This is a genomic window from Pseudomonas sp. RA_35y_Pfl2_P32 (genome assembly GCF_963970735.1).
Lineage (GTDB): Bacteria > Pseudomonadota > Gammaproteobacteria > Pseudomonadales > Pseudomonadaceae > Aquipseudomonas.
The window spans coordinates 68,972-83,566 of the sequence record NZ_CAXAQF010000025.1 but is presented as its reverse complement, the minus strand read 5'-3'; the positions used below and the strand labels follow the sequence as shown (position 1 = coordinate 83,566).

Genomic DNA, 14,595 nt, shown 5'->3' with positions numbered 1-14,595 from the left:
TGGGCATCGATTCTCATCGAGGCGCGGGGTAGCTCCCCCACTCAGACGCCGAATAGATGAAAGCAAGCCAAACACGACATCAGAAACAGTATTGCAGAAAAGGGGGTAACCATAGATGTGGGAGCGGCGGTGCGACGATTCGACTTGCCCGCGATAGCGGTCGCCCAGTCAAGACCAGGTCAAAGCGAGCGAGCAATGATCTCCTTCATGATCTCGTTGGTCCCCGCATAAATCCGTTGCACCCGCGCATCGGCCCAGGCCCGGGCGATCGGGTATTCCCACATGAAGCCGTAGCCCCCATGCAACTGCACGCATTCGTCGAGCACCTTGCATTGCAGGTCGGTGCCCCAGTACTTGGCCATCGCCGCCGTCGGCACGTCGAGCTTGCCTTGCAGGTGCAGTTCCAGGCAGCGGTCGACAAAGACCCGGCCGATCTGGATCTCGGTGGCCATTTCCGCCAGCTTGAAGCGGGTGTTCTGGAAGTCCGCAATCGACTTGCCGAAGGCCTTGCGCTCGCGCGTGTAATCCAGGGTCCACTGCAGCGCGGCCTCGGCCGACGCCAGGCCGCCTATGGCCACCGTCAGGCGCTCCTGCGGCAACTCCTGCATCAGATACGCAAAGCCCATGCCGGCCTGCCCCAGCAGGTTCTCCTTGGGCACCCGGACGTCCTGGAAGAACAACTCGGAGGTATCCTGAGCTTTCATGCCGACCTTTTCCAGGCGCTTGCCCTTGTCGAAGCCCGGGGTGTCGGCCTCCACCAGAAACAGACTGGTGCCCTTGGCCCCGGCCTTGGGGTCGGTCTTGGCCACGACAATCACCAGGTCCGCCAGGTAGCCGTTGGTGATAAAGGTCTTCGAGCCGTTGATCACATACTCGTCGCCATCCAGTACCGCCGTGGTTTTCACCCCTTGCAGATCGGAACCGGCGCCCGGCTCGGTCATGGCAATGGCCGTGACCATCTCGCCCGAGACCAGCCTGGGCAAGTATTTGTGTTTCAAGGCTTCACTGCCGTAATGCAGGATGTACGGCGCGACAATGTCCGAATGCAGGGAGAAACCGATGCCGGTCAAGCCCAGCCGCCCCACCTCCTCGATCACCACCGTGCTGTAGAGAAAGTCCGCCCCCAGGCCGCCGTACTCCTCCGGCAGATGGGAGCAGAGCATCCCCGCCTCCCCCGCCTTGTTCCACAGTTTGCGGTCGATGTAGCCCTGTTTTTCCCACTGAGCATGAAACGGCACGGCCTCTTTTTCGAGGAAGGTGCGCACGCTATCGCGAAACAATTCGTGCTCGGAGCTGAACAAGGTTCTAGGGATCATCGGGGTACCTGTCGTGATTGTTGGCCGAAAATGTATCCCAGAGACTAATCCCACCACCTGTAACGGGACACTGGACACATCCGCCAAAAAATAAGACGATCCAGCCGCTTGGTGACCACTTTCCCCTATAAGAATAAATTGAATTATGTCTATCCAATCCTCTGCGCCGTTACGGCGCGTCAGCATCCTGGCGATCGACCGGGTGTTTGCCTACACCCTCATGCAGGCCAAGGATTTTTTCCACCTGGCCAGCCTGCGGTACGGCAAACAACAAGGCCAGGGACTGACCCCCGGCTTTGAAACCCGCGTGGTCAGCCCCGATGGAAAACCCGTCAACAGCTTCAGCGATGTGCTGATGCCGGTGGATGGCGGCCTGGAAAATGCCGACATCATCATCCTCCCGGCGTTCTGGGACGACTTCGACACGCTGTGCCAACGTTATCCACAGGTGTTGCCGTGGCTGCGTGAGCAGCATGCACGGGGTGCAGTACTCTGCGGTGAAGCCACCGGGGTGTTCTGGCTGGCCGAAGCCGGCCTGCTCGATGGCAAGGAAGCGACCACTTACTGGCGCTTCTTCAATACCTTCGAAGAGCGCTTCCCCAAGGTCCAGCTCAACAAGGACAAGCACCTCACGGATGCCGACAACCTGTTTTGCGCCGGCGGCACTACGTCGGCCTGCGACCTCTACATCTACCTGATCGAGCGCTTCTGCGGGGCCAATGTGGCCCAGGCCGTGGCCCGCGACATCCTGTATGAAGTGCAGCGCAGCTACTCCCCCGGGCGCATCGGCTTTGGCGGGCAGAAACTGCACCAGGACGTGATTATCCTGCAGATCCAGCACTGGCTCGAAGAGCACTTTGCCGACAAGTTCCGCTTCGAAGACGTGGCCCGCGAGCACGGCATGAGCATCCGCAATTTCATGCGCCGCTTCCAGACCGCCACCGGCGACAAGCCGCTGCACTACCTGCAACGCCTGCGCATCGAAACCGCCAAGGGCTTGCTGTCCGGTAGCCGCAAGAGCATCAAGACCATCAGCTACGAAGTCGGCTACGACGACGCGAGTTTCTTCGCCCGACTGTTCCGCCAGCACACCGAATTGTCGCCCAACCAATACCGGCAGCAGTTCCAGCAGGCTGCCTAATACTCAAGTCCAACACCGCTCCCACAGGGTCCCGCGCTGGATTCGAGACCTGTTCGAAACATAAAAAAGGGCCTGCAATCGCAGGCCCTTTTTTGCATTCCGAAATACCTTACGGTTTGTGCGCCCGCGACAGGAATTCGTGGGACTGCATCTCCAGCAGGCGACTCAGGGTCCGCTGGAACTCGAAGTTCAGGCGACCGCCGGTGTAGAGGTCTTTGAGCTCGACTTCGGCAGAAATGATCAGTTTCACGTTACGGTCGTAGAACTCGTCGACCATGTTGATGAAACGTCGGGCGATGTCGTCGGTGGTGACGCTCATCTGCTCCACGCCACTGAGCAACACGGCGTGGAAGATCTTGCCGAGTTCGATGTAGTCATTCTGGCTGCGCGGACCGTCGCACAGTTCGCGGAAGTCGAACCAGGCCACGTCATCACAGGTGCGCAGGGCACGAATTTCCCGGTTCTCGATCATCAGTACGTCGTTTTCGACGGCCTGGGTGCATTCCGGAGTGAGGGCGCGGAAGCTTTTGCGCAGGCTCTCGTGGGACGCTTCGTCGAGCGGGAAGTGGAACAGCTCTGCTTGTTCAAGGTGCCGTAGGCGGTAATCGACGCCGCTGTCGACGTTGACGATGTCGGTGTTCTGCTTGATCAGCGCAATCGCCGGCAGGAACCGCGCACGTTGCAGGCCGTCCTTGTACAAACCGTCCGGCACAATGTTGGAGGTCGCGACCAGGGTCACGCCGTTCTTGAACAGTTCCTCCATCAAAGTGCCGAGGATCATCGCATCGGTGATATCGGAGACGAAGAACTCATCGAAACAGATGACCCGCGCCTCGTTGGAAAAACGCTTGGCGATGATGGTCAGCGGGTTCTTCTCGCCGCCGAGGGTCTTCATCTCTTCGTGCACGCGCTTCATGAAGCGGTGGAAGTGAGTCCGGGACTTTTCCTTGAACGGCAGCGCTTCATAGAAGGTGTCGACCAGGTACGTCTTGCCGCGACCTACGCCGCCCCAGAAGTACAGGCCCTTGACCGGCGCCTGCTCCTTCTTGCCGAACAGTTTGCCGAGCAGCCCCGGCTTGTTCTGCGAGGCCGCAACCAGGTCGTCGTACAGGCGCTGCAAATGACGCACGGCAGTTTCCTGGGCGGCGTCATGGAAGAACTCCGGACGTTTGAGATCAGCTTGATATCGTTCTAGGGGCGTCATAATTCGTTAGCAAGGCAACAAAAACGGGCCGTCACTGTAGCGACGGCCCGAAAGAATGGCAATCGGCCCTTGGTCGGGCCGCGCCGCTGATTATTCCTGGACGGGCGTCAGAGCGACCCGCAGGGCGTCGATGGCTTGGTCCCGCGCAGCACTGTCGGTGAAGGCCGGGCTATCGCCGACGCACGCGCCTTCGAGCCAGACGCTGAAACCCAGCTCGTCGCTGCGCACATCCAGCGCCTGGCCGGATTGCAGCTGCTTGGTCACTTGCCCTGCGGTTTTACCGTCGGCAAAGTTGCGCGACAGCAACAGTTGCTCGCCATCGGCCGCCAGCAGCCGGAAGCGGAAACTGCCGTCGTCTTCACGGAAGCTGACAAAACGCGCGGCCTTGGCGGCTTTCTTCTTGGTGCTGGCAGCGACTTGCGTCTGATTGACAAAAGAACGCAGGCCAACCGCCTCGCGCAGTTCGTTGAGGAACGGCGTGGCCACGGCGCGGGCTTTTTTCGCACCAATCTGCAGGATGTCTTCCAGGTCCGAGGGACGTGCAATCAACTGGTGATAACGCTCGCGGGACTCGCCCAGTTCGCCGTCGAGCAACTGGAACAGACGATTTTTCGCCTCGCCCCAACCCAGGCCCTGCAACAGTTCGCTGCGGAACTCTGCCGCTTGGGCCGGGGTGGCGAATGCCTGGAACAGGGTGAACAGGTGCGAGTTGTCCGGGTCCTTGGCTTCGCCCGGGGCGCGGGAGTCGGTGACGATGCGCGAGATCGCATCTTTCATGTCCTTGGCGCTGGTGAACAACGGAATGGTGTTGTCGTAGCTTTTCGACATCTTGCGCCCATCCAGGCCGGGCAAGGTGGCGACGCTTTCTTCGATCAGCGCCTCAGGCATGGTGAAAAACTCCTTGCCCTGGCCAAACAGGTGGTTGAAGCGCTGGCCGATGTCGCGGGCCATTTCCACGTGCTGGATCTGGTCGCGGCCGACCGGCACCTTGTGCGCGTTGAACATCAGGATGTCCGCGGCCATCAGCACCGGGTAGCTGTACAGGCCCATGGTGATGCCGGCGTCCGGGTCTTCGCCGGTCTCCAGGTTCTTGTCCACCGACGCCTTGTAGGCGTGCGCACGGTTGAGCAGGCCCTTGGCCGCGACGCAGGTCAGCAGCCAGGTCAGCTCAGGAATCTCCGGGATATCGGACTGACGGTAGAAAGTTACCCGGTCCACATCCAGGCCACCGGCCAGCCAGGTCGCGGCGATTTCCAGGCGCGAGCGCTGGATGCGCAGCGGGTCGTCGCACTTGATCAGGGCGTGGTAGTCGGCCAGGAAATAGAACGAATCGGCATTGCTGTCGCGACTGGCGATGATCGCCGGACGGATCGCACCGGCGTAGTTGCCCAGGTGCGGGGTGCCGGTGGTGGTGATGCCGGTGAGGATGCGCGTACGAGTAGTCATGGGTAATCGCTTATCAGACTGCTATCAATTCGAAAGGCGCGGCAGCAGCAGATCCTTGAGATCGGTCAGCTTGCCGTGAAAAAAGTGTCCGCATTCTGCCACTTTCAGCAGCTCATGGGGGCGATCGAGGGCCGCAGACCAATCGTAAACCAGCTGCGGGTCGATCACTTCGTCGGTTTCCGGCTGGATCAGGGTCAGCGTGCCCTGCTGCGGCAACGGGTCCTGATCCCCCAGGCGCATCACCGCCGGCGCCACCATGAACAGCCGGGCCAGGGTTTCGCCCCGGGCTTCCAGGCGCCCACCGAGGCTGGCGGCGACAAAACCGCCGAAGGAAAAACCGAGCAAGGTCAGGGGCACGTCAGGGTGCCTGGCCCGCAGCCATTGGGCGGCCGCCTGGGCATCATCGACTTCACCGCTGCCCATGTCATGGCTGCCGGCACTGGCGCCCACGCCACGGTAGTTGAATCGCAAAGTGATCAAGCCGGCATCGCGGGCGGTGCGCTGCAGGGTCGAAACCACTTTATTGAGCATGGTGCCGCCCTGCACCGGGTTGGGATGGCAGATCAGCGCCAGGCCACGTGGTTCGGGGGAATCCAGGTACAAGGCTTCCAATTGACCCACCGGGCCAGCAATCTCTACAGGGGTTTCACGCATAAGCAAGGAAGGAACTCCGTGACCTCTCGAAGGGTCGACTCGTCTAGCTAAAAGTCTGTGCCTGGCATGATTGCGATCTCGTCGCGGTATACAGCGCAGGTCCGAGCCGTTAACGTAAAGCAAAGCCGTTTATAGAGGAAGGACTCGTGGAACACTCGCTCTTAGTTTGGTTGTTGCCGACTCTTGCCCTGGTTGCCGGTGTCGCCATTGGATTTCTGGTTGCGCGCCTGCTGCCCAATGCCGTGCCTAACAGCACGCAACGTCAGCTGGATGACATTCAGGAACGTTTTGACAGCTATCAGAATGAAGTGGTCACCCACTTCAACAGCACCGCAACGCTGGTGAAAAAACTCACCCAGAGCTATCAGGAAGTACAAGACCACCTCGCCGAGGGTGCCAACCGCCTGGCCCTGGACGAGCAGACTCGCCAACGCCTGCTGGCCGCGCTGCACGCAGACGCCGCCCAAGCTCCACGGGAACGCCTGACGCCACCGCGCGATCAGGAACCGCCTCGCGACTACGCACCAAAAACGCCCAACGCACCGGGCATGCTCGACGAGCATTACGGCCTGAAGAAGTAATACGCTTTCAGGCGATCGCCAAAAGCCCCCGGATGAGTGATTGCCCGGGGGCTTTTTTGTGCCCGTGGGTTTTGAAACCTTCGCGGGCAGCCCTTGCTCCTACGGTTCCAATCTCCCCCTGACAGCTGTTGGAGCGAGGCTTGCCCGCGAAGACGCCCTCACTTGGCCATAAAAAAACCCGCCCGGTCACAAGGACCGGGCGGGTTTTTTAACACCTGGGGTTCAGTCAGATGTTCATGGGTACTGCTGCACTTGACCTTGCTGCTGGCCGCCATACTGCTGGCCAGGAATCGCCTTGAGGTTGACCTCGACACGACGGTTCTGCGCCCGACCGTTGACGTCGCCGTTGCTGGCAACCGGGTTGTCCGGGCCTGCGCCACGTGCCGACAGGTTGGCACCGCTGACGCCCTGGGACGTCAGGTAGGTCGCTACGCTTTGCGCCCGACGCTGGGACAGGTCCATGTTGTGCTGGCGGCTGCCGGTGCTGTCGGTGTAGCCAACGATTTCGATCTGGTTCTGATTGAACTCTTTCAGCGAGCCGGCCAGATTGTTGAGCGGCTGGTAGAAGCTTGGGGCGATGTTCGCCGAATCGGTGGCGAACGTGATGTTGCCCGGCATGATCAGCTTGATCTGATCGCCCTGGCGCTGCACTTCAACCCCGGTGTTGGCCATGCTGGCGCGCAGTTTCTTTTCCTGCTGGTCGGCGTAGTAGCCATAACCGGCGGCGGAAGCACCGACCACGGCAGCGCCGATCAGCGCCCCCTTGCCACGGTTGTTGTGGTCGATGGCTGCACCCGCCAGGGCGCCAGCCAGGGCTCCCAGGCCACCGTACTTGGCGGTTTTGCTCATGCCCGTGGAGCCACCGTCGGCCTGACCCTGGTTGTCATAAGGGTTAGGGGACGCACAGCCCGACAACAAGGCCACGGCAGTTGCGACAATCATCAAACGACGCGAGGTGAACATGGAGAGCTCCTACTTTTACATTCTGTGGTGCAGCGGACGTTAGCAATGGACCCCTGCGGGCGTTGGAACACGGCAACCGGCAAAAATTCCGTGGCCGCCTGTAACAACTGCTGCCCTAGGCGCGGACAAACGGATTTTCACGCATCTCATCGCCCAGGCGGGTATCGGGACCATGCCCGGTGACCACGGTCGCCTCTTCGTCGAGGGTGTACAGGCGTTGCTTGATCGAGCGCACGATAGTCGCCTGGTCACCACCCCACAAATCCGTGCGCCCTACCCCACGCCGAAACAAGGTGTCGCCGGCTATCAGCAGCTTAGCCTCTGCAAACCAGAAGCTCATAGAGCCTGGTGTGTGACCCGGCGTGTGCAACGCCACGCCGCAGCCGCAGGCCAGCTCTTCATCGTCATCCAGCCAGCGATCCGGCGAAGGTACCGGGGTATAGGGCACGCGAAACATCTGGCATTGCATCTCCAGATTGTCCCAGAGGAACTGATCCTCTTTGTGCAAGTGCAGGGTAGCACCGGTTTTTTCCTTCAACTGGCCCGATGCCAGGAAATGATCCAGGTGCGCATGAGTATGAATGATACTCACCACCTTCAGGCCCAAGGCCTCGAGGCGGGCCAGGATCAACTCGTGATTGCCACCCGGATCGACGACGATGGCCTTTTTAGTGATCGGATCGCCAATGATCGTGCAGTTGCACTGCAAAGGGCCGACGGGGAAGGTTTCGCGGATCAGCGCGGATTTGGCAGCGTCCATGGGCGTTCCTGGAAAAAATGGATCGCCTATTCTGTCACACCCCACCCGTGGCGAGGGAGCTTGCTCCCTCGCCACAAAAGCGCTCTGGCTTCCGGGGCCGACGCTACTGCTCTTGCGGCTGATCCAGATTATCCAGCGTCCGATCCACCAACAACTGCCCCAACGAAATCATCTGCTGAATCGCCAACGCCACATGCCGGCGCGAGCCTTGCAGCGCGAACGCCAGATCACTGGCCATCACATTCAACGAAGCCAGGGTTTCCGAGGCGTGGGCCAACAGGGTTTCGTTATCCAGATCAGGGATCACCGCAAAGATGCTGGAAGGACGTTTATCCGGCTGATTGGCTGGGGCAAATGGCGGCTTGAGATAGTGATCCAACGCCCGCTCGGCGGCGTCGTGGAGTTTGTTGGAATCGTCGGAGGCGTATGGCGAAACGCTTGGGGTTTCTGTGGCTTCTGGGGGATTGGGAGTGACCTTGTGCATGGTGAAGCTCCTATACCTGAGTTGGAACCACCGTGACTCGTCGCTAAGCAAGTAAAGGTGGCGACCGTACGCAGGTTAGCGAACCGGGGGTATAGGAGCCCGGCAGACCCGAAGATCTCCCACGCACAGCCGCCAAGACGCAATATTGCGGGCACAAAAAAACACCTGCAACAAAGTTTTGGAACGCTGTAGCACCTATACCTGTTCGAGTCGCTAAACCCGGCCGCTGAATTGGCAGCGACACACGGAGGTTATCCACACACCTTCCCACTCTGCAACCTTGAAATGCTGTCGGAAAAGTCACCCAGACTCCCGATGTCTGTAATCGTTTCCTAGGACTGAACCGGGAGTTCCGGGAAGCAGCAGTAAATAGATCTGCCCCCCCGCCCATTCGAGAGTGCCCGCAGAGAGTGTCAGATTTGGTACGTTTCTATTACTTTGTATAGCGCTACAAAAAGTGCCAAGGCAATTAGCAACCCTATTACGCTCCACTGCAATATTGCCAATTTTCGCTTAAGCGGCGCGGGAAAGTTTTCTAAATCCTCGATACTGACACCACCGTGCTTAAGGTAAACACCGGGAAACGTAACGACTCCGGAAACCCCCCCAATCAACAACAGCTTCCCCCAAGGGCCACCATGCCTGAGCGGGGCGCGGGCCATGACCGTAGAGCAATTTTTCAGAAGCTCCAGCATCACGTCCATCTTGGTGTAGGCCATATGCAGCGCGATCCCGATCCAAACAAACATGCAGACGAGAACTAAACCGCATAAATAACCGACAACAAACACAGAGGTAGTCATTTAACATTCTCATAAAAAAGTGCCAAGGAAATTTGACACTCTCATCAAGAAAATAAATCCGTCACCTTTTATGGTCACCTCTTATGTTAACTTCTCCCCCGCGTTCCGGCTGAGGCCGTAGAGTCTTGCCGCTTCGCCCACGCCTTCAGTTTAACCACCACAACGCTGGATGACAGGACTTAGGTGTTGGGTGAGCCACTTTCAAGGCTTGGCTAAATCCCACTGACACTCTTTCAACCGATCGACATCAGTTCCGCTCTCTTTCCGCATATCAATGTTGCCATCTGCGTCGAGGTAGATGTCGGTGTTGGGCCACTTCGGGATGATGCTGATGCAATGCCAGCGGCCTTTCTCGCTGTGCCATGAGAACTCCATAAAGAACTCGCCATCCGGGGACAGGAGGCCGTTGTCGCTAACACTGCCACCGGGAGAAAATCGCCCCCTGTATATCTGATCCTTGACGTTCCAGACATACCACAGTTTTTCCCGACCATCTTTGGGGTAGTGAACAGTCGCAGTTGGTAGGGCGCTACGCCAGAGGACAAACGCCAACAGTGGCAATAACGGAATGCATAGCCATCGCATGTACCGTGGTCGGGTTTTACTTGCATTCGTGGATACGTATTCCCTCCCCCCAATTTTCCGGTGCAACGGCAAGCACTTCATCCATGACCATCTTCGCCGTTATCCCACCATGGGGATTATGATTGGCAAGCTTCACGCCGATACTGATCGACACCCTATCAGGAACATCGTCAAATGCTCGTAGTCCATCAGATAGACTCGCCGTCAGATGTGGGCCGGGGAGTTCCCAATCCGCTTTGGGCTTAGTCCGCATCTCATCGGCCTTCCTTCAACTTCTTCGCTTTTGCGATATCGTCAAAGTTTGGTCGCCCCCCCATGCGAGCGAGCAAAGGCAATTCAGAAAACTGCTTTGCCGCCACATCGGGGTCGTAGTTGATCAGCTTTTTCATCTCCAGCACAGCCGGATCGTGGATGTTGCGGTTCATCTCACCAGCAATGTAGCTGGCCAGTTCGTGCATCTGATCAGGATGATTGCAAACGACAGGCTCCGGTTTTTCGAGCAGTGTCGTCTCCGGACTGGTCAAGCCAGTCAGTCCTTGAGTCGGGATATCACGGGTGTATTCGCTGTTATAGGAACCATCAGCGATGGCTTTTGCCCAGACATGCGTGGCGGCTTGTGCCAGCGCAGCAAACTCCGGGGCGATGGTCACGCTACCGTCTTCAGCGGCCATCACCGTGCCCTGAGTGGCGATCAAGCGATTGCTGCCTGAAGGGCAGCCGCATTGCACGGCATGCCCATGAGTGGCCACCGCAACCCCTTCAACGATAAAGGTCGGATTGCCTTCGGCGATAAACCCCATGCTGCTGCATTTGGGGCACCACACCGGGTCGCTGATTCTCGCGGCTTTGCGGTATTCCACATTCACGGTGGTCGAACCTGCGAGCACCTTGCCACCGGTCGTGGTTGGGTCACCTTCTCTGATTACATAGGCCACGAGATGCATTCCTTCGAGAGTGGTTTTCCCGATGGTAATGACTCAAGGCTTGGGAGGATGTAGGACCGGTCCTAAATGTCACGCTCAGTTTTTCTGCTCCTGATTTGACCAGATCACAAGCGGCCGGCTTCCCCCATCAAAACCCCAACTGCAACGTCTCCTTCCCCTCCAGCAACAACAAAAACTGCTTCGCTCCCAACCCGCCGGCAAACCCGGTCAGACTCCCCGATGCGCCAATCACCCGATGGCATGGCGTGACAATCGAGATCGGGTTCTTGCCATTGGCTGCGCCTACCGCCCGAACCGCTTTGGGACTGCCAATCTGTTGGGCGATCTGGCTGTAGCTGCGGGTCTCGCCGAAGGGGATGGTCAGCAGGGCGTGCCAGACTTTTTGCTGGAAATCGGTGCCGGCAAAATCCAGTTCCAGCTCAAAGCAGTCACGGCTTCCGGCGAAGTATTCGCTGAGTTGGCGTTCGGTTTCCAGCAGCACCGGGCTGTGGATATCTTCGTGCAAGGCGCCCAGGCGAACCCGGTCGGGTTTGTCGTTTTCCCAGAGGATGGCGCAGAGTTTGTTGCCCTTGGCGACCAGCGTGAGGGTGCCAACGGGCGAGTGCATCAGTTTGAATACGTATGACATGGGTGACTCCTTGATCCAACGGGGGCTTCGGACGTCGCTGGACGTTGAAGACGATCGTTCATCGTTGTCAGAGGACGCATTCACACTAGTTTGCTGTTCAACCGCAAGAACTACGTTTCTTGCGGTTGAACGTTGTTGAGTGAATGCGTGGCGAGGGAGCGTATTGCTCCTACGCCAACAACCCCAGCTCTTTGGCCCGGGCCACGGCCTGGGTGCGGCGTTCGACGCCGAGTTTGCTGTTGATGTGGCTGGCGTGGGTTTTCACCGTGTGCAACGAGATGAACAACTGATCGCTGATTTCCTGGTTCGAACAGCCCCGAGCAATCAGTTGCAGCACCGCCTGCTCACGAACGCTGAGGGACTCGCCGCCGGGCTGGCTATCAACGCTTTCGCGAATCGCAGCCTGGGGCAAGCGTTCCACCAGGCTCTGGCGCAGAGGGGTGGGAGGACTGTGGGCCAGTTGCTCGCGCAGCCAGTCCGGGCGCTCGCGCAGTAAGCCGTCAAAGGGTTGCAACACACCACCGCTGGCGGCCTCGAATGCCTGGGCCAGGGCCCGACGTGCTTCAGGCTCGCGCCCATGGCCCAGCAACAGCCCGACTTTCTGAATCAGCGCCATCACGCTGAGCATCTGCCGACCACTCTTTTGCCCTTGCTCGAGCAAGGCATTGAGACGCCCTTCGGCCAACATCGGCTGGTTTTGCATCGACTCCAGCAGGGCTTGCTGCAACTCGATGTGCAGGGGCATTTGCGGGTGGAACTCAGGGGGCGCCGCGGCCTGTTCGCCGTTGTAGGTCTGGCCCAGGCGCGTCAGCCAGGCACCGGCCAGGTCGGTACGGCCCTGGACCAGCCAGAGTTCACATTTGACCAACGTGAGCATGGCCAGGTAGTAGATCGGCGGCACGTCCCAGATGTGCATCAGCCGCTCGGCCTCGGCCAGCTCGGCGAACGCCTTGGCAAACTCGCCCCGGCTGCCCTCCAGCCGGGCGATCACGCTGTGGCCGATCAGCACGCTGATGTCGCGACAGGCCCGCGCTTCCGTCAGGCCGGCGTGCAGGCGGGCGAGTCCGTGTTCGGGTTGCAGGCGCAGGACCAGCAGGAAACCTTCGTACAGGGTCAGGCGTGCGCGCACTGCATACAGGCGTTGCGGCGACAAACCCTGCAAGCGTTGCTGGCCCTGGCGGACTTCGTCCAGGGCGCGGAGGATTTCCCCCCGCGCCTGCAGCACCCGGGCGCGGTCGTAATGGGCCAGCGCTTCGAACAGCGGATTGCCGACCCGCTGCGCCAGCTCCAGGGATTCTCGGTTCAGTTCCCGGGCCCGCCACAGGTCGGCGTCGGCAATGGCCAGGTTGGACAGGGTCGACAGGCACATCAGCCGCTGGCCATAGCGTTTGTGCGGCAGGCTTTGCAGGGCCTCGGAGCAGTACAGCAGGGTCAGGTCGCGCTGGCCGCGGCCTCGGGCGATGATCCCGCTCAGGGCCAGCCACTGCGCCAGCATGGACTTTTGCGCGGTGGCCGAAGGGGCTGGCAGGAACCGACTGAGGTGGCTGGCCAACTCTTGCGCGGCGTCCAGTTGGCAGGCCAGGCCCAGGGCCCAGCTGTACAGCACAATCAGGCGCGGGGTGCTGACCAGCAGGCTGTCGGGCAAATCCATTTTCCAGCGCAGCAACATGCCGACGTTCTGTTCAGCCAGCAGTTGTTCCTCGGACAAGTTCTGCACCAGGTTCGCCGCCACGTCCAGGTGCCCGGCCCGCAAGGCCTGCTCCACGGCTTCGTCGAGCAGCCCCTGGGCGTTGAACCAGCGACATGCCCGCAGGTGCAGGCTGGCGACGGGCACCATGGCATTGACGGTCGGGCGACTGCGCAGCAGGTCGGAAAACAAGTGGTGATAGCGGAACCAGTGCCCCTGCTCATCGAGCGGTACCAGGAACACCTGGTGGGACAGCAAGTAGCGCAGGATTTCAGCACTGTCGTGGGCCTCGCGCACCGCGTCGCACAGTTCGCTGCAAAAGCGCTCCTGGGGGGCGGTGTCGTAGAGAAAGGCCTGGACTTCGGCGGGCAGGCAATCGATGACTTCTTCGAGCAAGTAGTCGCGGATCAGCCCTTCACCACCGTGCAAGGGCGGTGGCAATGTCGCGCCATTGCCGGCTTCCGATGCCGCGAGCAACCAGAAGCGCAGCCCGGCCACCCAGCCTTCGCTACGCTCGATCAGGCTTTCCAGCGCCTCGCCACGCAGGGAACTGCTGTGTCGGTCCAGCAGGGCCAGGGATTCGTCGTGCGTCAGGCGCAGGTCCTGCTCGTGCAATTCGAGCAATTGCCGCGACAGGCGTAAACGCGCCAGGTGCCAGTCTGGCCGCTGGCGGCTGGTGACCAGCACCAACAAGCCGTCGGGCAGGTGATTGAGGAAGAATTGCAGGCAGCGGTCCAGCACCGGGCCCTGGGCCAGGTGGTAGTCATCCAGCACCAGTAACAGCGGTGTGCTGGGCGAGAGCTGGACCGCCAGTTCGTCGAGCAACCCGTCCAGCCACTCTTCGAAGGCGAACGGTTGATGACGCTGACGCATTTTCAGCAGGCCCAGGGCCTGGCTGCCCAACTGAGGGAAATAGTGTTGCAGGCCTTCGAGCAACCGCTCGAGAAAACGCCCCGGGTCATTGTCCCGCGGGCTGAGTCCCAGCCACAGGCTTTGCCAATGGTCCGGCAGGCTCTGGCAGAATTCCACCGCCAGCGAACTTTTACCAAACCCGGCCGGGGCGCTGACCAGCAGCAGGCGTCCCGTCAAACCGGCACTCAGCCGCTCGCACAGTCGCGGCCGCAGGATGTGGCCGTCGGGCAAGGGGGGACGGTAAAAGCGTCCTTCCAGCATCGGCACGGCCGGGCTCGCAGGGCGATGGATTGGGAACAGGTCAGTCATAGCCAACTCTTGTTGAAGTGCTGTTGTCGGCATTGCAGATGTCCGCAGACTAGCGGCAAACCGCCAGGGTTTGAAGGCAATTGCTACAAATGGCTACAAAAAGTCTACGCCCCCCCTTGCTCCGGCCCATTCGACGGGTGTCGAACGCTTTTGCGAAGCAAAAAAAGCCCCGAACCAG

15 protein-coding genes are annotated in these 14,595 nt (G+C 60.0%); 2 read left to right on the top strand and 13 right to left on the bottom strand.

Annotation, left to right across the window (positions count from 1 at the left end; genetic code table 11):
* Positions 1-179 precede the first annotated feature (179 nt).
* A complete protein-coding gene (locus AACY45_RS23135) occupies positions 180-1,316 on the bottom strand; it encodes an acyl-CoA dehydrogenase family protein (protein WP_339547552.1) in 1,137 nt (378 codons plus the stop codon).
* Between the two features lie 244 nt (positions 1,317-1,560).
* On the opposite strand from AACY45_RS23135, the gene AACY45_RS23130 reads away from it, so the two are divergent.
* Positions 1,561-2,457 carry a GlxA family transcriptional regulator gene (locus AACY45_RS23130; RefSeq protein WP_174244637.1) on the top strand — a complete coding sequence of 299 codons (897 nt, stop codon included), beginning with the start codon at positions 1,561-1,563 and terminating at the stop codon, positions 2,455-2,457.
* Between the two features lie 109 nt (positions 2,458-2,566).
* On the opposite strand, the gene zapE is transcribed toward AACY45_RS23130, so the two are convergent.
* The 3 genes from zapE to AACY45_RS23115 all read right to left on the bottom strand — a co-directional run bounded on the left by zapE (position 2,567) and on the right by AACY45_RS23115 (position 5,761).
* Positions 2,567-3,661, bottom strand: a complete 1,095-nt coding sequence (zapE, locus tag AACY45_RS23125) for a cell division protein ZapE (protein ID WP_339547551.1) — start codon at positions 3,659-3,661, stop codon at positions 2,567-2,569.
* Between the two features lie 90 nt (positions 3,662-3,751).
* Complete coding sequence (locus tag AACY45_RS23120) at positions 3,752-5,107, bottom strand: tryptophan--tRNA ligase (RefSeq protein WP_339547550.1); 1,356 nt, start codon at positions 5,105-5,107, stop codon at positions 3,752-3,754.
* A gap of 24 nt (positions 5,108-5,131) precedes the next feature.
* The gene (locus AACY45_RS23115) at positions 5,132-5,761 is read right to left on the bottom strand and encodes an alpha/beta hydrolase (protein WP_339547549.1); all 630 of its coding nucleotides are present in this window, start codon (positions 5,759-5,761) and stop codon (positions 5,132-5,134) included.
* Positions 5,762-5,907: 146 nt separating this feature from the next.
* On the opposite strand from AACY45_RS23115, the gene AACY45_RS23110 reads away from it, so the two are divergent.
* Positions 5,908-6,342 (top strand): YhcB family protein, encoded by a 435-nt coding sequence (locus AACY45_RS23110; RefSeq protein ID WP_095168962.1) that lies wholly within the window; start codon positions 5,908-5,910, stop codon positions 6,340-6,342.
* Positions 6,343-6,576: 234 nt separating this feature from the next.
* Here the strand turns inward: AACY45_RS23110 and AACY45_RS23105 are convergent, their stop codons facing one another.
* The 9 genes from AACY45_RS23105 to AACY45_RS23065 form a co-directional block, all read right to left on the bottom strand.
* Positions 6,577-7,305, bottom strand: coding sequence for an OmpA family protein (locus tag AACY45_RS23105; protein WP_339547548.1), 729 nt, complete (start codon positions 7,303-7,305; stop codon positions 6,577-6,579).
* A gap of 115 nt (positions 7,306-7,420) precedes the next feature.
* Positions 7,421-8,065, bottom strand: coding sequence for an MBL fold metallo-hydrolase (locus AACY45_RS23100; protein WP_339547547.1), 645 nt, complete (start codon positions 8,063-8,065; stop codon positions 7,421-7,423).
* A gap of 103 nt (positions 8,066-8,168) precedes the next feature.
* Positions 8,169-8,549, bottom strand: a complete 381-nt coding sequence (locus AACY45_RS23095) for a DUF6124 family protein (protein WP_339547546.1) — start codon at positions 8,547-8,549, stop codon at positions 8,169-8,171.
* 413 nt (positions 8,550-8,962) lie between these two features.
* Positions 8,963-9,352, bottom strand: coding sequence for a hypothetical protein (locus tag AACY45_RS23090; protein WP_339547545.1), 390 nt, complete (start codon positions 9,350-9,352; stop codon positions 8,963-8,965).
* A gap of 201 nt (positions 9,353-9,553) precedes the next feature.
* Positions 9,554-9,937 (bottom strand): hypothetical protein, encoded by a 384-nt coding sequence (locus AACY45_RS23085; protein ID WP_339547544.1) that lies wholly within the window; start codon positions 9,935-9,937, stop codon positions 9,554-9,556.
* A 16-nt stretch (positions 9,938-9,953) separates the two neighbouring features.
* Positions 9,954-10,190: a hypothetical protein gene (locus AACY45_RS23080; RefSeq protein ID WP_339547543.1), complete on the bottom strand. Its 237-nt coding sequence runs from the start codon at positions 10,188-10,190 to the stop codon at positions 9,954-9,956.
* Between the two features lies 1 nt (position 10,191).
* On the bottom strand, positions 10,192-10,872 hold the full coding sequence (locus tag AACY45_RS29355) for a PAAR domain-containing protein (RefSeq protein ID WP_445261212.1): 681 nt from the start codon (positions 10,870-10,872) through the stop codon (positions 10,192-10,194).
* A gap of 136 nt (positions 10,873-11,008) precedes the next feature.
* Positions 11,009-11,509, bottom strand: coding sequence for a methylated-DNA--[protein]-cysteine S-methyltransferase (locus tag AACY45_RS23070; RefSeq protein WP_339547542.1), 501 nt, complete (start codon positions 11,507-11,509; stop codon positions 11,009-11,011).
* A 169-nt stretch (positions 11,510-11,678) separates the two neighbouring features.
* The gene (locus AACY45_RS23065) at positions 11,679-14,417 is read right to left on the bottom strand and encodes a LuxR C-terminal-related transcriptional regulator (RefSeq protein ID WP_339547541.1); all 2,739 of its coding nucleotides are present in this window, start codon (positions 14,415-14,417) and stop codon (positions 11,679-11,681) included.
* Positions 14,418-14,595 lie beyond the last annotated feature (178 nt).